This is a genomic window from Archangium violaceum (assembly GCF_016859125.1).
GTDB lineage: Bacteria > Myxococcota > Myxococcia > Myxococcales > Myxococcaceae > Archangium > Archangium violaceum_A.
Window position 1 is genome coordinate 10239011 of record NZ_CP069338.1, and the last position, 17947, is coordinate 10256957.

Sequence of the window (17947 nt, forward strand, 5' to 3'; positions counted from 1 at the left end):
TCCCGGATTGGGGCAAGGACGCGGTAACAGTATCCGGACCACAGCTCAAGGATAAACACCAAGGCCGGAAGCGCCCTGACGAATCAGCAACTTCCGGCCTCGAAGCCAGACGGTGCTTTCGTGCGGAGGCGTGGTGGTGCTTTCGAACACCCTGGGCTCCGGCGCTCACGTCAGAGCCGGCCCGCCAGGGTCGCGATCATGAGCAGCAGATCATCGGCAGGCACGGGCTTGGCCAGATGCATCTGGAAGCCAGCGAGCAGCGCCTTGCGCCGGTCCTCCGGACGCGCGTGGGCGGTGATGGCCAGGGCGGGTACCCGCCCGCCACGCTCCACCGGAAGCGCCCGGACGCGCCGCAGGAACGTGTAGCCATCCTCCCCCGGCATGCCGATGTCCGAGATGAGCACATCCGGCTTGCCCTGCTGCAGGAGCTCCCAGGCCTCGGCGGTGGAGCCGGCGGCCTTCACGTGAAGCCCGCAGCGCTCCAGCATGGTCACGAGCATCTCGCGCACGTCCGGCTCGTCCTCGACGAGCAGCACCCGCAGGCCCGCGATCCCCTCCGGGCAATCGAAGGTAGACGCCTCGGCCGAGGCCGGGTTCGCGTTTTGATTCGTCACGCGCAGCGGAGAGATGGGCAAGCACACGACGAACGTCGCCCCCTTGCCCGTCCCCTCGCTCGCAACGGAGACGCTTCCCCCGTGCAACTCGACCAGGTGGCGCACGATCGACAGCCCCAGCCCCAGCCCTCCATGGCGCCGGGTCGCGCTGGAGTCCGCCTGGCGGAAGCGCTCGAAGACATAGGGCAGGAACTCCGGGGCAATGCCCTGCCCCGTGTCGCGCACCGTGAGTTCCGCCGAGGAGCTCACCCGGCGCAAGGTGACGTGGACGCGTCCGCCCTTGGGCGTGAACTTCACCGCGTTCGTGAGGAGGTTCCAGGCGACCTGCTGCAGTCGCTGCGCGTCCCCCATCACCGGGCCCAGGGTGTCGTCCAGCGCCATCTGGAGGCGGATGTCCTTGGCCTGGGCCGCGGGCGTAACGGACTCCACGGCGGCCCGGACGACGTCCTCGAGCTGGAGGGACGCGATCTCCAGACGCAGCTTGCCGGAGATGATGCGGCTGACGTCCAGCAGATCCTCGATGAGCTGCGCCTGCGACTTCGCGTTGCGCTCGATGATCTCCAGCGCCCGGGACTGTTTCTCGGGGGAGAGCGTGCCGTTGCGCAGCATCTGCACCCAGCCCAGCATGGAGGTCAGGGGCGTCCTCAGCTCGTGCGACGTCACGGAGAGGAACTCGTCGCGCATCCTGACCGCGGCCTCGAGCTGTTGAAGCAACCCCTCGCGCTCACGCTGCAGCTTCACCTGCCCGGTGGTGTCCTGCAGCACCAGCAGGAAGCCGCCCGGCCCCGTCGTGTCCTCGGGCAGGGGCGCCAGGGAGGCCTCGAGGAACTGCGGCCCGCTCGGGCCCTCCGACTCGAGCAGCGCCTGGGCCGGGGCACCGGTCGCCCGCGCCTTCTCCATGAGCGCCTCGAAGCCCGGCGGCAGCAGCCACACCAACGGCGCCCTCGCGAGCCCCTCCTCGGCCTGCCCCAGGATTCGCCGCGCCGCCGGGTTGCTCACCAGCACGTGGCCCTCCGCATCGAGCGCCAGGATGCCCAGGGGCGCGAGCTCCAGCAGGCGATCGAGGACGACCGAGGGCCTCGGCCGGACCGGCTCCACGGCCAGGAGCCGCGAGGAGACGGCCTGGAGCGTACGCTGGTGCTCGCGCCGCAGCCGCGTCTCCTGGACGGCCCGCTGAAGCTCCCCCGCGAGCTTCGCCACGCCCTCCGCGCCATGCAGCCTCGTGCGTTGACCGAGAAAGGGGGTGTACCTGAAGGTGGCGCGCAGGGATTCGAGCTGCTCGGGGGCGGCCAGCACCAGGACGCTCACGTCGCGATCCAGCCTCACCACGCGCTGGGCCAGGGGAAGCGGCTGCCGCTCGAGCGGGCCGATCACCAGCGCGTCGAAGGCCCCCGGGCTGCTCTCGAAGCGCGCCAGGGCCTCGTCCGCCGAGGGCACCTGCTCCAGGGTGACGTCCTGCGCCCCACACCGCTCGCGGAGCGCACCCGCACTGTTGGTGTCCATCGCGACCAGCAAGGCCCTCGCAGTGCCCACGCTCATTCCCCCAGCAACGGCAGGTCGAGAAGGGCACGTCCCACCCAGGTGCGCAGGATGTCGGTGGTGGGCGACATGACGTGGGCCGCGCGCGCGTCACGCAGGTGGCGGAAGAGGGGCGAGCCACTCTCGGAGTAGCCCCGTCCCCCCACGAGCGTCATCGCCTCGTTCACGACGTGGACGGCGCAGTCGGCGACCTCGGCCTTGGCTGAGCAGAGCGCCGCGAGGGCGGTGGCCTCGCCCTCGTCTCCCCTCGCGGCGGCGCTGTGGATGAGCAGCCGCGTGCGCTCGACGATGGCCCAGAGCGTTCCCAGCCGGTGCTGGAGCACGGCCTGGCTGGAAGGAGACGCGCCCCCGTGGGAGTAGTGCCGGCGCTTCAGGTGCGCGGTGGCCTCCTCCAGCGCGCTGCTCGCGATTCCCAGGTACGTCCCCGCCATGGCGATGAGGAAGTACGGCGCCACGACGTTGAAGACGTACCAGATCTCATCCCCCTCCTGGCCGAGCAGGTGGGTGGCCGGGACGAAGACGCCCTGGAGCAGCAGCGTCCGAGCCGAGTTGCCTCGCATGCCGACCCCTTCCCAGGACCCCTCCCACGCCAGGTTCTCCGCCTGGGCGGGAAGGAGGACGCAGGAGAAGTCTCCCGGCTGGGCGGCCGCGCCCGAGGCCAGGGTCGAGACGACGTAGGAGTCCGCATGCCCGCCATTGGTGACGAAGGACTTCGCGCCCTCGAGCCGGTAGCCCCCGGGGACGGCGGTGAGCCGCGTCTGGGGCAGGTAGAAGTGAGCCCCGGTGCCCGACTCGCTGAGCGCCAGGGTGGTGAGGTGCTCACCCGCGGCGATGGGCTCCAGGAACGTCCGTTGCTGAAAGGGGGTCGCCTTGGCGGCGAGGACCGCGGACCCCACGCAGTGCATCCCGAAGCAGATGGCCGTCGAGGCACAGACGCGGCCGAGCACCTCGCAGGTTCGCGCGAGCGCGACGAGCCCCTGCCCTTGACCACCGAAGGCCGCGGGGACGACCAGACCCCCCAGCCCCGCCGCCTGGAGGGCACGCAGGCCCGCCTCCGGCCAGCGTCCTTCGCCGTCGACCCGGGTGACTTCGGGGGCAACGACCTCACGCGCCACCTGGTCCGCCACGCCCAGCAACTCACTGAGAGCCAACCGCTTCAAGTCCACCTCATACCTGGGTCCTCGTCTCAAGATGCCCGACAAGAACCACTGCTGAAAGCGCCGAAGTTGTGCTCTCAAATATTGACCAGGACAGGAGATGAGCAGCACTCCCTCGAGCGCCTGTCGGGAACGGGTGGGGCCAAGCGTGCAGGGGTGGAATAAAGGCTCCTCGAAGGGGCGCCAGGGTGTTCACTGCATGACGCAAGCCCGGCCGGAGGTGCTCTCCGTGACCAGGTACTTGAAGCCGGCCTTGGACACGCTCAATCGAACAGGCCCTGCAGGTAGAAGCGGCCGTCCCGCGCGTCCCGGAACACCCACGCCTGCCCCAGACCCTCGAAGTGCACCCGGTAGTAGTCCCGGCTGTACGGGCGCTCGTCCCACCAATCGCCGCTCAGCCGCTCCGGGCCCACCAGCGCCGTCACCCGGCGCTTGCGTCCCCCGAGCCTCGCCGCCAGCAACTCCCCCGAGGCCGTCATCTCCACGTCGATCGTCGTCGGCGACCCCAACATCCGCGAGGGCCGCTCGTGCAGCACCTCGGGCACGGGCTCCGCCGCCTCCACCGACTGGAGCAGCTCGCCCTCCAATCCCCGGTGCATGACCGGTGGCCGGAAGGCCTTCGCCGCATACGCGTCCTCGGGGCGGTGCGTGTCCTCCAGCGACGCCATGAAGAGCGAGTCCTCGCCCAGCGCCGTCGCCAGCCGGGAGAGCACCACCTCCAGCGCCGCGTCTCCCTCGGGCGCGTCCCCCAGCGAGAGCTGCTGACCCCGGTCCTCGCAGTCCTCCTCCACCCGGAGGATCAGCCCCGCCACCGGACCCTCGAGCCGCACGTCCGACAGCCGGTGCCTCGTCAGGTCCAACAGCATCTTCGACTGCGCCGTCGGCCTCGCCAGCGTGAGCGGCACCACCGCCTGGCCCGACGGATCCAACTTCAACGTGAGGTTCAGCCGTACGGCCGCGCGGCGCCGTCCCCCCAGTCGCCCACAGAGCCGATCCAACACCGTCTTGAGCGCGAACTGGAGCGGCTCCAACGACTCGGCCGGCCACTCCAGCGTCAGCCGCTCCTCCAGCACCTCCTCCAACACCTCGGCGATGAAGGGCGTCTCATCCCCGCCCCGGCAGCGCGTGTGCGCCCGCATGCCGGCGGAGCCACCTCGAGCCGTCACCGCCCCCACGGGCAGCGCCGCCACCTCGCCCAGCGTGGTCAGCCCGAGCGCCGCGAACGCCGTCTGCTCCGGACCCTCCAGGGCACTCAGCGGCAACGGGGCCAGCGCCTGCGCGCCCTCCCCCTCCGGCACCACGTCCATCCGCCGTGCCCCATACCGGGCCAACGTCCGCGCGGTGAACTTGTCCGAGGCCACCACCACCCGCCCCCGCCAGCCCAGCTCCGAGCACAGGGCCAGCACCTTCGCGCACAGCCCCTCCTCCCCCTTCACCAGGTGCGCCGCCCCCGCGTCGAACCACAGTCCGTCCGGCGCCGACAACTGGAAGCCCGGGGCCAGCGACATCAGCATCTCGCCGATCCCCACCAACGCCCGTCTCTCCTCCTCGGGCCGGTAGGGGAAGTGCCGCAGCGACGGCTCCAGCGCGTTCGCCGCGGTGAGCGTCATCCCCGGCCGCACGCCGGCCTTCAGCGCGCTCGTGGACGCGCACGCCACCCGCTGCTGGCCGCGCACCTCCTCCGCCAGCACGAAGGGCTTGCCCGCCAGTTCCGGCAGCTCGATGACCTTGCGCTGCACCGGGAAGCGCGAGAAGTGCAGATACCCCAATCGCATGTCCGTTCCCCTCCCCTCGCCTCAGTGCAGGGCCGAGCCCGCTTCCAGGCTCGGACGCAGCGACGGCATCGGCGCGTCCCGCCCCGGACGCTGACCCAGGATTCCCCGGTGCCCCTCGCGCGGGGCCGTCTCCCGCTCGAGTTCCGGCACCGTCACGTCCTCGGTCGGGAGCAGCTCCTGCCCCCACGGAGACTCCGCGTCGGCCTGCGCCGGATGGAGCGCCCGCCAGGGCACCAGCGCCCGCGAGCCAATCCCCCCCTGCCGGCTGCGCACCACCTCCACCGACAGGCCCGAATCACCGCGCGCCTCCGTGCGCAGGCGCATCATCCCGTCCCCCGGGGCCTCCGGAGCCGTCAGCAGCAGCAGCAGGCTCCCCCCTCGCCCCGCCGCGTCCATCAGCCGCTTGCCCTCCGCCGGAGACAGCCTCACGCCCCCCTCGGCCCTCCCCCCCGGACCCCGCGTCAGATCCAACACCACGCACGCGAACGCCCCGCTCCTCACGAGCTGCACCGCCGACCACGCCAGCTGCTCCGCCGTCTTCGGCCGCACGATCAGCAGCCGGGACGGCTCCACCCCCGCGGCCACCGCCGCCGGCGGGTAGAGCTCCCCCGGTCCATCCACGTACGCGCACAACCGGCCTTCCCGGTGCGCAGCCGCCACGGCCCTCAGCGCCAGGCTCGTCCGCCCCGAGGCCGCCTCGCCCCACAGCTCCACCACCTGTCCCAATGGAAGCCCGCCCCCAGGGAGCAGCGCGTCGAAGGCCTCCACCCCCGTGCGCAGCGCCGCCAGGTACTTGCGCGGCGCCGCCTGCAACCGGCGGATCTGCTCCCTCAGCGCCTCGACCGTCACCGACAGCTTCTCAGCCGCCCCACTCATCACGTCCCTCGTCAGACACTGGACCTGAAAACGGGTTCAGTATGCCGAGCGGTCTGACATGCGCCAGGAAATGTTGCTCGATGGGCGGGCGGGCTGCCCTTTTGGACAGTGAACCGGGGTGGGTGCGCAGGTGGGGCTACATACCCGCACCCCGACCCTCTCCCAGCGGGAGAGGGAGTGGGGCTCAGTTGGCGCAGAGCACCTTCACCTCGATCTTCTTGTCGGTTGGCCGCCTCTCGCACGAGGACTGGAAGAACAGGCGCGCCGGGAGCTGCTCGGTGGACGGCTCGTACGTCAGATCGCCCCCCGCCACGCTGCACGTCTGCACCGAGTCGTCCTCCCGCGTCACCTGCACCTGCACCAGCCGGGGATCCGGCAGGTTCATCACCTCGATGCTCTGCGACGTCCTGGCCAGCGTGGCGATGGACACCAGGGTGTCCCGGAAGCTCGCCCGGCAGATGGAGTCCAGGTTCTTCAGCCCCGAGTCGAACAGCGACGCCATCTCCCGCTGGCGGAACCCGGGCCCATAGGAGGTGGGGCAATCCACGTTGCGTACGACCGGCCCGTCTGGCGCCATCGTGTCCAGCACCACCCCGACCTGCTTGTCCGACAGCCCCACGGGACCGATCGTCGCCCACAGGACCTCGCGCGGCCGTCCCTCCCCATCCCGCAGGTCGCGCAGGATCCGGAAGTACTCCCGCACCGGCGTCAGCTTCTCCGCCTCCTCGCTGCAGATGTCCCGGGTGGTGTCCGCCGTCAGCCCGACCGGCGGCGGCCGCTGGGTGGAGCTGCAATCCTCCTCGTCCGAGACCACCACCACCACCAACCGGGCGCCGTCGCGCAGGAAGCCCCCGTTGCCTCCGTCCGCGATGGGCGTCGTGGACAGGGGAGGCGTCACCGCCAACCGCACCGCCTCGAAGGGGGTCTCCTGGCCGCTCCCCTTGATGTCCTGCCGCACCAGCCGGCGGAATTTCTCCAACAGCTCCGGGTCCCCCTCGTCCAGGTAGCGCTCGACCGTGGGCTGGCCCCGTGCGTCCTTCACCGGCTGCAACCGCCCGGACTGATCGGGATAGTTGGTCACGTAGTCGTTGTTATCCAGTAACGCGCGCAGGTAGACCGTCGTGGTGATGACCCCCACGCGGAAGTCCTGCTCCACGCCGTTCCCCTGGCGGAGTTCGTCCAGGAAGGCGGGGAGCTCCCTGGCGACGGCCTCCTGTTCGTCCTCCATCGACCCCGAATTGTCGATGACGAAGAGCAGGTCCGTCTTCTGGGCCGAGATCAAGGGCGCCTCGGCCTGGCAACGGCCAGGGAGTGTGGAGCCGGGCTTCTCTACGGGTGAAGTACACGCCGAGCCCCACAGGGCCAGGGCGAACAGCGCGCTCGAACGAAGGGGATGCATCGAGGGTGTCTCCTGAAGGAACACGGCCGGCGGAGAGCGCGCCGCGCCGCGACAAAGGGGGGGCCCCCATCTAACACGCCCCACCCCGTAGGATATGCGAGCAACCGTCCGGCAGCCGACTGCCAACACGAAAAACGCAGGCCGCGTTTGCCATGTCCGTTTTGGTTGCTACGTTGAGTCAACTCCCACAGAAGATCGACAACTGGTACGCAGTTCAACCGGCCCGGCTGCTGTCCGGCCGGGCTGGAAACCGAGGCACCGACTACATGTCCGACGACAAGAAGAAGGGTTCCGCCGCTGCAGCCATGCCGGCGGCCATGGCGCCCCCGGGGATGATCAACAAGGAGGACATCCCGCAGGTCCTCCCCATTCTCCCCTTGCGCAATTCAGTTTTCTTTCCGGGTGGCGTGCTGCCGCTCGCGGTGGGGCGGCAGAAGACGATCGCCCTCATCAAGGACGCGGTCCGTGACGACCAGGTGATCGGCGTCGTCACCCAGCGCCGCGCCGAGGAGGAGGACCCGGGTGCGTCCGACCTCTACACCATGGGCACCGTTGCCCGTATCGTGAAGCTCCTGAAGATGGGCGAGGACAACTACTCGCTCGTCGTCCAGGGCCTGGCGCGCTTCCGCGTGCTCGACCTGGTCCAGGAGGCCCCCTACCTCAAGGCCCGCGTGGACGCCGTGGAGGACAGGACCTCCGCGGAGAACGTCGAGGTCGAGGCCCTGGGCATCAACCTCAAGAAGCTGGCCCGCGAGGTCATCGAGCTGATGCCGGAGCTGCCGGCCGCCGCGACCGAGCTGGTCGAGTCCATCACCCACCCCGGCCACCTGGCGGACCTCATCGCCGCCAACGTGGACGTGCCCATCGAGGAGAAGCAGGCCGTCCTCGAGACGGTGGACCTCAAGGCGCGGATGAAGCTCGTGCTCGAGCTGCTCAACCGCAAGCGCGAGATCCTCAAGCTCTCCAACAAGATCGACTCCGCCGTGAAGGGCGAGATGTCGAAGACCCAGCGCGAGTACTACCTGCGCCAGCAGCTCAAGGCGATCAAGGAAGAGCTCGGCGAGATGGGCGAGGAGGAGGAGGAGCTCGACGAGCTGCAGGAGCGCCTGAAGAAGGCCGGCCTGCCGCCCGACGTGGAGAAGGTGGCCAACAAGGAGCTCAACCGCCTGAAGACGATTCCGGCGGCCTCCAGCGAGTACACCGTCGCGCGCACCTACCTCGATTGGATCGCGGACCTGCCCTGGGCCAAGCTCAGCGAGGACAACCTCGACATCGAGAACGCGCGGCAGACGCTCGACAAGGACCACTACGGCATCAAGAAGGTGAAGAAGCGCATCCTGGAGTACCTGGCGGTGCGCAAGCTCAAGAACGACATGCGTGGGCCCATCCTCTGCCTGGTGGGGCCGCCGGGTGTCGGTAAGACGTCGCTGGGTCAGAGCATCGCCAAGGCGGTGGGCCGCAAGTTCGTGCGCCTGTCGCTCGGTGGCGTGCGTGACGAGGCGGAGATCCGTGGCCACCGGCGTACCTACGTCGGCGCGCTGCCGGGCCGGTTCATCCAGAGCATGAAGAAGGCCGGGACGAAGAACCCGGTGATGATGCTCGATGAGATCGACAAGCTCGGCGCGGACTTCCGCGGCGACCCGAGCGCGGCGCTGCTCGAGGTGCTGGATCCGGAGCAGAACAACACGTTCAGCGACCACTACCTGGACGTGCCGTTCGATCTGTCCAAGGTGCTCTTCATCGCCACGGCGAACCAGCTGGATCCGATCCCTGGCCCGCTCCGTGATCGCATGGAGATCATCGAGCTCTCCGGCTACACCTTCGAGGAGAAGCAGAGCATCGCGCGCATCCACCTGGTGCCCAAGCAGCTCAAGGAGCACGGGTTGAGCCCGGACCACATCACCATCACGGACGAGGCGTTGCTGACGCTGACGACCTCGTACACGCGTGAGGCCGGTGTGCGTAACCTGGAGCGCCGCATCGCGGACATCTGCCGCGCGGTGGCGGTCGAGGTGGCCGGCGGGAAGACCGACAAGCAGAACATCGATGGAAACCGGGTCAAGGAGATCCTCGGGCCCGAGATGTTCTACTCGGAGGTGGCGGAGCGCACGGAGGTTCCGGGCGTGGCCACGGGTCTGGCGTGGACCGCGGCGGGCGGCGACCTGCTCTTCATCGAGGCGACCAAGATGGCGGGCAAGGGCGGCATGACGCTCACCGGCCAGCTCGGCGACGTGATGAAGGAGAGCGCCACGGCGGCGCTGAGCTACCTGCGCAGCAAGGCGGAGGCGCTCGGCATCAACCCGAACTTCCTCGAGAAGACGGACCTGCACCTGCACTTCCCCGCGGGCTCCATCCCGAAGGACGGGCCTTCGGCGGGCGTGACGATCCTCACGGCGCTCACCAGCCTGCTGACGGGCATCCGGGTGCGCGGTGACACGGCGATGACGGGCGAGGCGACGCTGCGTGGCCTGGTGCTGCCGGTGGGCGGCATCAAGGAGAAGGTGCTGGCGGCTCACCGCGCGGGCATCAAGCGCGTCATCCTCCCGGAGCGCTGCCGGAAGGATCTGCAGGACGTGCCGGAGCAGGCGAAGAACGACATCGAGTTCATCTTCGCCACCCGCATGGACGAGGTGCTCGACGCGGCGCTGGAGAAGTCGCCGTTCAAGACGCCGGTGGCTCCGCCCGAGGGTGGGGAGAAGACGGTTCCTCCCCAGCCCGAGCCGACCCCCGAGGTCCGCGCCTAGCACGCTGAGGCAACGTGAAGGATGATGGCGGGCAGGTTCCCAAGCGGGGACCTGCCCGTTGTCATTTCCCCTCCCCCCTCCAGGGCCTTGGGAACGCCAGGCCGTCGGCCGGGGTCCGAGGACACATGTCGAAGACGTCCACCTGGCCGCTGCTCCTCCCGCTGATCCTGATCGCCGCCGGATGCGAGGAGCAGGCCCGGGCGGAGCCCTTCGCTTCCGAGCCCCCTCCCGCCCCCGCCGCCCTCCCCCTCCGCGAACCCACCGTGGTGGCCCCACCCGTCTGGCCGGCCGCGAGCGCCCCGCTCACGGTGGCGCGGGTGGAGTTCCCCCGAGGCTTCGGGCGCAAGCGCATCTACCTGGACGCGGGGCACGGCGCGCCGGGGAACACGGGGAACACCTCGGCCACCTGCGAGCAGGAGGAGTCCTTCACGCTCCGGGTCGCGGAGGATCTGGCGCGGCGGCTGGAGGCCACGGGGCACTTCCAGGTGAAGCTGAGCCGGAAGGCGGGGCAACGGACCGCCTACCCGGACCGGCTCGAGGAGGCGAAGCGCTGGCGGGCGGAGCTCTTCCTGAGCCTCCACTCGGACGCGCGGGGCGAGACGAGCTGGTGGATGGCGGGGCCGGACCGGTGGTGCCCGCGGAACGACGCGGCCCCCGGGTACAGCGTGCTCTACGCGGACGACATCGACGAGCCCCTGCTGTCCCGGAGGCTGACACTGGCCCGGGCGCTGGCCCGGCGCATGGGTGAGGCGGGGTTCCTCCCCTACGGAGGCGAGGACTACGTGGGCCTGTACGCACCCGATTCCGAGCAACCGGGGACGTTCGTGAGCCGGCATCTGCCGGGGCAGCGCATCTTCGTGCTGCGCAAGCCGCCCATGCCCTCGGTCATCATCGAGACGCACCACGCGCTGGACCACGAGGAGGTGGCGCGCTGGCGCGAGGAACGGACACTGGAGTCCTTCGCGGCGGCGGTGGCGCAAGGAGTGGTGGACGCGCTGACCCCCGCGCGGGTAAGCGCCATTCCAACCAAAGGAGTGACCACCCGATGAAATACGCCAACCTGGGCCATACCGGATTGAAGGTGTCTCGCATCTGCCTGGGGTGCATGAGCTACGGCACCCCCACGTGGCGCCCGTGGGTGCTGGACGAGGAGGCCTCGCAGCCCTTCTTCCGCCGGGCGGTGGAGGCTGGCATCAACTTCTTCGACACCGCGAACATGTACTCGCTCGGGGTGAGCGAGGAGGTCACCGGCCGCGCGCTGCGCAACTACGCGCGGATGGAGGAGGTGGTGATCGCCACCAAGGTCTACTTCCCCATGAACGACCGGCCCAACATGGGCGGGCTGTCGCGCAAGAACGTGGTGCAGGCGTGCGAGGCGAGCCTGAGGCGGCTCGGGGTGGAGACGATCGATCTGTACCAGATCCACCGGATGGATCCGGAGACGCCGATGGAGGAGACGCTGTCCGCGCTGGATCTGCTCGTGCGGCAGGGAAAGGTCCGCTACATCGGCGCGAGCTCGTCCCAGGCGTGGAAGTTCGCCAGGGCGCTGAGCATCTCCGAGCGCAACGGCTGGGCGCGCTTCGTGTCGATGCAGAACCACTACAACCTCGTCTACCGCGAGGAGGAGCGGGAGATGATGCCCCTGTGCGAGGCGGAGGGCATCGGCGTGATTCCCTGGTCCCCGCTGGCACGCGGGCTGCTCGCGGGCACGCGCAAGGCGCTGGATGACAAGCAGTCCACGACGCGAGCCAGCTCGGACGCGTACGCGGCGGCGCTCTACGACAACCCACACGACTGGGACGTGGTGGAGGCAGTGAAGAAGGTGGCCTCGGCCAAGGGCCACACCCCCGCCGAGGTGTCCCTGGCGTGGCTGCTGTCCAAGCCGGCCGTGATGGCCCCCATCATCGGCGCCACGAAGCTGGAGCACCTGGACGCGGCCATCCGCTCGGTGGACGTGACGCTCACCCCGGACGAGGTGAAGGCGCTCGAGGCGCCCTACCAGCCCCACGCCGTGCGCGGGATGTAGCGTCCTCTCGAGGGGAGCGGGCAGGACGTCCCCGCCGCGCCGCATCCGGGCGGAGCTGGCTCTGCCCTCGGTCTCACTTCGCGGCACCTGCTGCATTCAGCCAGTTCCGCAACGCATCACCTTCGAGCCTGGAAGGGGACTGCTCAGGGCCCAGCGAAATCCAGGATGCGCGGATGGAGGCGAGATCCAATGCACCGCTCAGCTCCGTACCGTACAACTGCGCTCCCGTGAGGTTGGCACCCTCAAGACTGGCCCCTTCCAGTTGAGCACCTCGCAGGCAAGTGGACTCCAGGTTGGCGTTGACGAGAAAAGCGCCACGGAGATCAGCACCGGAAAGGTCCGCGCCTTGGAGATCCGCCTCGTAGAAGCTCGCCCGTAAGGCATTGGCCTCACGCAGATTGGCTTCCCTCAGAGAGGCATAATCCAGATTGGCCTTGGTCATCTGGACTCCGGAGAGATTGGCCTGAACGAAGGAGGCCGAGGCGAGATTGGCGCCATGAAGCTTCGCCATGACCAGGTCCCCCCCATCGAAGCGTGTGCCAGGGAGAACGGCCTCCGTGAGGTTCTCGGCACACAACTCCCGCCCAGAGAGATCTCCATCCTGGAGCAGAAAACGTTCGCCCTGCTTTCCCCGTGACTCAAGCCACAAGGCATGTCGTTCCAGTTTGTCAGCAAGCTCCGTATCCATGCGCATGTCCTTCTCGCTCGATTCGCTCACGGGAACCACATGATTCGGGACTTGAGTGCGGGTTCGAGTGCATCGACGGCCCCTTTGAGTTCCTGGACGTGCTGCGCACTCAGATTCTCCGAGTTGAGGATGACATTCTCTCCCTTGTCCAGCTCTTTCCTTATCTTCACCATGTCACGCTGGAGGGAGAAGCCCCCCTTGCGTGGCGGGTATCGTGAATCGAAGGATTTGATGTCCCATTTCGTCCCATTGCCATCGATGAACTCCGCTCGGCCGGTTGGGTCACGCGTGATACGGGGAGTCAGCTTGCCGGATTTCTCGAGTTCGAGACCAATCTCTGCCTCACGCTGCGTTTTTTCATCGATCTTGCCACCCCGCGCCGGATCCGCGGCAAGCTCATCCAAACGAGCCTGCTCCTCAGCAGCCTTGGCCGTCTTCTGGGTATCCCCGGACAGCATCTGGACCTTGGAACCCTTGAGATTGACAGGCATGACTCATTATCCGTCGAGGGTGATGGTCTTGCCGGAAAGCAGGACCCCGCCAGATTTGTCGATACGCAACACCAGCTTGCCATTGACAACGATTGAGAACGTGTCGGCCCTTACGTCAAACGACCTGGCCAGCCAGGCTGCTGCCTCTTTGACGTGGAACTGCAGGTTGGCGCCCACATCCTCCTTGTTGTCCTTCCCGATCGTCAGCGCGACATTCCCCTTGATGCCAGCCTGGAAATTGCGGCCAACCTTCACCTCCTTGTTCTTGGCGATGACTTCCTGGCGGCTGCCATCGATATCCTCGATGTAGGCGGCACCAATCTGGGTAGATTCGAGGCCGCCTACCGCCTCGTTGAAGGCCAATGCCACATCAATGGCGTAACTCCCACCAATCGTGAGTGTCTTGGCTGCCCCCACGGACTCCGAGGCTGTTTGATTGGTGAGGCTTGTGAACGTCTTTGACACGGTGATGGACTGGTTGCCCTCCACCTCCTCGGAGTGGCTGCCCGCGGTGCTGGTGGTGCGGTCGCCGCGCACCTGAAGAGACTGGTTGCCCTCGACGAGGCTCGTGTCGTCCAGGTGGACGTTCAGCGTCTGATTCCCCTTGATGACGAGCGAGCGGTCCTTCTTCACCAGGAGGTCTTCGTAACCGAGCACATGCTGGTCCTTGTCGTTTTCGGTGACGAGATCCTCGTCCTTCTGGGCATGGGTGAAGATCTCCTCCTCACCCGCCGCGTCTTCGATGCGGAACTCGTTGAAGCCGTTGCTGCCCAGGCTGGAGGCGCTCTTGAGGGTGGACTTCGTCTTGTCGTCCGGCAGCGCGTAGGGCGTGGGGTTGCCCCCGTTGTAGACGGTGCCGGCGATGAGGGGCCGGTCGGGGTTGCCCTCGAGGAAGCGCACCACCACTTCCTGGCCAATGCGCGGCAGGTACACCGCGCCCCACGCCGGGCCGCCCCACGTCTGGCTCACGCGCACCCAGCACGAGGCCTTGTCGTCCCACTGGCCCTCCCTGTCCCAATGGAACTGCACCTTGATACGCCCGTGCTCGTCCGTGTGGATCTCCTCTCCCGAGGGCCCCACCACCGTGGCCGTCTGCAAACCCATGAGGTGCGGCACCCGCGTCGTCCGCCTCGGCCGGAAGGGGACGCTGGACGGCATGCACTTGAAGTGGTTGCGGTACAGGTTGCCTGGCGCCTCGCTGCGTCCGGGGGTCTCCGGCTGCCGGCCCCAGTGCACCACCTCCACCGCCACGTACTCTCCGGCGTGCGTGCCCTCGTCCTCCACCTCGAAGCGGTAGCCTGCCGTCAGTCGGGGGCACACGCCCTCTCCCTCCAGCGTGCGCGCCGCCTGCACCGCCTCCTCCAGGCGGACCTTCGCCGCGCCCTTGCCCACCGCGGGCGCCACGTACTCACCCGGGTAGTCGTACACCTCCAGCGCGTCCTGGCCGTTGATGGAATCCTGCGTCCTGCCCGACACGTCCAGCGCGGGCTTCTCGAAGTCGAAGTCCTTGAGGTGCACCTTGCCCGGCCTCATCCGGTGCACCCGCCGCAGCGAGGACACGTACTCCGCGTCCTCCGCCCGCCCGTCATTGTCGCGCAGCGGTAGCTTCGCTCCGCCCGGAAGCGCCTCGTGCACGTTGGGCTTGTCGCCCACCACCATCACGTGCCCGCCCTCGGTGTGCTCGAAGAAGTAGAAGAGGCCTTCCCATTCCATCAACCGGCTGACAAAGGCGAAGTCCGTCTTCCGGTACTGGGTGCAGTACTCGCGTGCTTCGTAGCTGCCGCTCAGCGACAGCTTCACCTGCACGCCCCCCTCCTCCAGCACCGCTTTGACGATTTGCGGCGCCGTCTTGCCCTGGAAGATGCGGCTGCGCTTCACCTGGCTCAGCCACCACGCATGGGGAACCACCCACGCCCTGTAGCGCCAGCGCCCTCCCTCCTTGCCCAGGGACTCCAGCGCCCGCACCCGCCCGTGCACGTGGCGCGTCTTTTCCCCGGGCAACCGCACCGTCAGCAGCGCCTCGGTCCCGAGCAACTCCTTCGCGTCCAGCGGCGCGTCTTCCAGCGGGTGGAAGTCCACCTGGAACTCGAAGAGGCTGCTCAGCCCCTCCCGTCCCGTGAAGCCACTGACGACCAGGACCTCCGGCTCCTGCGAGCCGATTCGAAGCAAAAAGGCAGGTTGTGTGGGCGCTCCCATTGCTGCCCCCCTCAATCAGTCAGCGCAATCCGAGGAGGATACCAGACTCGGCGGCCTCCCACAGACACCAACGAGACCTTCTTAGGAGCTCTCCTTCAGGACTTCTCTTTCGCGAGCGCGTCCACGTCCTCCTGGAGCTCCTTCGTTTCCTCGAAGAAGGCATCCACCGACTTCACGGGCGCCACCCGGAACGCCGGTGGCAGCAGCGTGCGATCGAACTCCAGCGAGGTCGAGAAGTCCTCCTCGCCCAGCAGCGAGTCCGCCTGCGTCAGGGCCCCAAGGCACACCAGGCTTACCGCCAGCAACGTCGCAAGCCGCCTCGGCTCCGCGCGCGTCACGTAGCGCAGGTGCCAGAAGAGCACGAACCCCATCCACCCCAGGAACCCCAGCAGGCTCAGCCACCGCATCCACGACCCCAGCCCCAGGCTGTACTTCACCAGACCCAGCAGCAGCGGCAGCGTCAACAACCCCAACAGCCCGAGGCTCCCGATGGTGCCGTGCGCCCCGAAGTGGAACTGCCGCCGCGCCACCTTGTTGGCCACGGACCAGAGCCCCGCCCAGAGGAAGGTCGCGAACACCGGCGCCACCACCGCCAGCGCCAACATGCCCCAGTCCGTCTTCTGGTAGTTCGTCTGGTACTCGTAGAAGAGGAAGGTCCCCACCGACACCGCCAACATCGCCGGAAAGGCGAAGGGCCGCTCGAAGAGGCGGCGCCGGGGCGCCATCTGCATCGACGTGACGAGCGTGTCCTCCACCTTGTACGCCCGGCTACGGAAACGCAGCACCGTGTCGCCCACCGCCACCCTTGCGTCGTCCGAGAGCTCCAGCTCCGCCAGCCGCGCCCACGGCTCCACCCGGAACGTGCCATTCTGGCTGCCCACGTCCCGCAGCACCAGCTTCCCCTCCTCGGTGCGCTCGATGCGCAGGTGCGCGGCCGACACCTTCGGATCATCCAGGATGACATCGTTGGTGTACCCGCGCCCCACCGTCACCGGGAAGCGCTCCAACCGGTGCCGGGCGTGCACCCCGTCCCCATCCAGCACCTCCAGGAAGATCACTTCGTCCACGCGAGCGCCTCCAGGTAGCGGCGCGCGATGGCGCGTGCGTTGTCCGCGGAGAACCCCGCCAGGTCCAGGGCCGTCTGCACTCCCGAGGTGCTCGCGTTGAGCGTCGCCGCCCGGAGCGACAGATCATAGAGCCCGGGGAACTTCTTGTAGGCCCTCAGGCACAGCGCCGCCTTCACCGGCATGCCGCCCACCTTCACGAAATCCTCGCGGCAGCGGAAGTTCGTCACGTCCTCCTTCGCCGCGTCCATGCCGCTCGGCTCGTTACCGAAGGTGGCCGAGTAGAGCGCGGAGAAGCGCAGCGCCCCGAGCTGATCGCTCGACACGTAGGCATGGTCATAGGCCACCACGCCCGTGCGGTGATCCATGCTCAGGTAGAGATCCTCCTCGGACGAGCACTGGTGGCTGGTGATGGTGTACGGGTTCTCCGGCTCGTGCGGGGTGTCACCCCAGCACTTGAGGAACGGCATCCACCGGCCGGGCACCTGGTAGTCCCCGAGCCGCTGGGTCGGCAGGGGCGCCGCCAGCAGGCGCTCGGTGATGCGCTGCTGGTTGTCCAGCAACTGCGCGCCCACCATCGCCAGGAGCGCCGGAGGACCGCCGGCCTTCGCCTCGCGCGCCCGCTCCAGCAACGCGCGGGCATGTGCCACCGGCACCAGGAAGCCGAGCTGGTTGCCCATCGTGGCCACGTTGACGCCCACCACCCGGCCCTCGCCCGTCACCGCGGGACCACCGCTCATGCCGGGGTTGATGGCGCCGCTGAAGTGCACCTTGTCGTAGAGCGCGTCCTGGACGAGCCCGTTGTACGTGCCCTCGACGATGGTGGTGCCCAGGTCATGCGGATTGCCCATGGCGAACAGCCGCGTGCCCTGCGGAGGCTCCTTCGCCGCCAGCTCGAACCAGTCCTTCGCCGGCACGTCCTGCTGGATGACGGCCAGATCGTGCACCACGTCCACATCCACTACCCGGACCGGCACCGCCTCCTGTTCCTTCCCGTCCCGCACCAGCTCGGCCGAGTAGTCCTCCGGGTGGTGAACGATGCTGGAGATGACGTGGTAGTTGGTGATGGCGTGTCCCTCGGCGCTCACGAAGAACGCCGAGCCGATGGACGACCGGGTGCCACTGCGCCGCTCGATGATGCGCACCTGGGCCACGCGCCCCTTGATGCGCTCGAAGAGCTCGTGGGTGGCCGGGGGCAGCGTGGCCACCGGCAGCGGAGGAACGACGTCCGCCGTGCCCGCGTCCGGAACCTCCTCCTCTTCTTCGGGGAGGTCCGGGAGCTGCGCCAGCGCGGCGATGAGGAGAAGCGTCACCATACGGGCACACACTAGCGGAACCGCCGCGCATTGCCCGCGCAACCTGAGGGGCGGCCGTGAAG

General features: G+C 68.4%; 13 protein-coding genes. 3 read left to right on the top strand and 10 right to left on the bottom strand.

The genetic code is table 11. From position 1 onward, the window contains the following. Positions 1-170: 170 nt before the first annotated feature. From JQX13_RS43245 to JQX13_RS43265, 5 genes are all read right to left on the bottom strand, one after another. Complete coding sequence (locus JQX13_RS43245; RefSeq protein ID WP_203405244.1) at positions 171-2117, bottom strand: ATP-binding response regulator; 1947 nt, start codon at positions 2115-2117, stop codon at positions 171-173. 32 nt (positions 2118-2149) lie between these two features. After that, complete coding sequence (locus JQX13_RS43250; RefSeq protein ID WP_203405245.1) at positions 2150-3313, bottom strand: acyl-CoA dehydrogenase family protein; 1164 nt, start codon at positions 3311-3313, stop codon at positions 2150-2152. Positions 3314-3573: 260 nt separating this feature from the next. Further along, the gene (locus JQX13_RS43255) at positions 3574-5085 is read right to left on the bottom strand and encodes a Y-family DNA polymerase (protein WP_203405246.1); all 1512 of its coding nucleotides are present in this window, start codon (positions 5083-5085) and stop codon (positions 3574-3576) included. Between the two features lie 21 nt (positions 5086-5106). Further along, entirely contained in the window at positions 5107-5961 is an 855-nt protein-coding gene (locus tag JQX13_RS43260) for an ImuA family protein (RefSeq protein ID WP_203405247.1), read from the bottom strand. A 184-nt stretch (positions 5962-6145) separates the two neighbouring features. Then, positions 6146-7360 carry a VWA domain-containing protein gene (locus JQX13_RS43265; RefSeq protein WP_203405248.1) on the bottom strand — a complete coding sequence of 405 codons (1215 nt, stop codon included), beginning with the start codon at positions 7358-7360 and terminating at the stop codon, positions 6146-6148. Positions 7361-7626: 266 nt separating this feature from the next. Here JQX13_RS43265 and lon point away from each other — a divergent pair, with 266 nt between their 5' ends. The 3 genes from lon to JQX13_RS43280 all read left to right on the top strand — a co-directional run bounded on the left by lon (position 7627) and on the right by JQX13_RS43280 (position 12130). Next, positions 7627-10104 (top strand): endopeptidase La, encoded by a 2478-nt coding sequence (lon, locus tag JQX13_RS43270; RefSeq protein WP_203412483.1) that lies wholly within the window; start codon positions 7627-7629, stop codon positions 10102-10104. 125 nt (positions 10105-10229) lie between these two features. Next, positions 10230-11153 carry an N-acetylmuramoyl-L-alanine amidase family protein gene (locus JQX13_RS43275; RefSeq protein WP_203405249.1) on the top strand — a complete coding sequence of 308 codons (924 nt, stop codon included), beginning with the start codon at positions 10230-10232 and terminating at the stop codon, positions 11151-11153. After that, complete coding sequence (locus tag JQX13_RS43280) at positions 11150-12130, top strand: aldo/keto reductase (RefSeq protein ID WP_203405250.1); 981 nt, start codon at positions 11150-11152, stop codon at positions 12128-12130. The genes JQX13_RS43275 and JQX13_RS43280 overlap by 4 nt, the downstream gene beginning before the upstream one ends. A 73-nt stretch (positions 12131-12203) precedes the next feature. On the opposite strand, the gene JQX13_RS43285 is transcribed toward JQX13_RS43280, so the two are convergent. The 5 genes from JQX13_RS43285 to JQX13_RS43305 form a co-directional block, all read right to left on the bottom strand. Continuing rightward, positions 12204-12848: a pentapeptide repeat-containing protein gene (locus JQX13_RS43285; RefSeq protein WP_239014207.1), complete on the bottom strand. Its 645-nt coding sequence runs from the start codon at positions 12846-12848 to the stop codon at positions 12204-12206. After that, the gene (locus JQX13_RS43290) at positions 12845-13309 is read right to left on the bottom strand and encodes a hypothetical protein (protein WP_203405251.1); all 465 of its coding nucleotides are present in this window, start codon (positions 13307-13309) and stop codon (positions 12845-12847) included. The genes JQX13_RS43285 and JQX13_RS43290 overlap by 4 nt, the downstream gene beginning before the upstream one ends. A 6-nt stretch (positions 13310-13315) precedes the next feature. Beyond that, the gene (locus JQX13_RS43295) at positions 13316-15505 is read right to left on the bottom strand and encodes a type VI secretion system Vgr family protein (RefSeq protein WP_203405252.1); all 2190 of its coding nucleotides are present in this window, start codon (positions 15503-15505) and stop codon (positions 13316-13318) included. A 95-nt stretch (positions 15506-15600) separates the two neighbouring features. After that, complete coding sequence (locus JQX13_RS43300; protein ID WP_203405253.1) at positions 15601-16572, bottom strand: FHA domain-containing protein; 972 nt, start codon at positions 16570-16572, stop codon at positions 15601-15603. After that, positions 16560-17885 (bottom strand): S1 family peptidase, encoded by a 1326-nt coding sequence (locus tag JQX13_RS43305; RefSeq protein WP_203405254.1) that lies wholly within the window; start codon positions 17883-17885, stop codon positions 16560-16562. Before JQX13_RS43305 ends, JQX13_RS43300 begins: the two co-directional genes overlap by 13 nt. Positions 17886-17947: the final 62 nt, after the last annotated feature.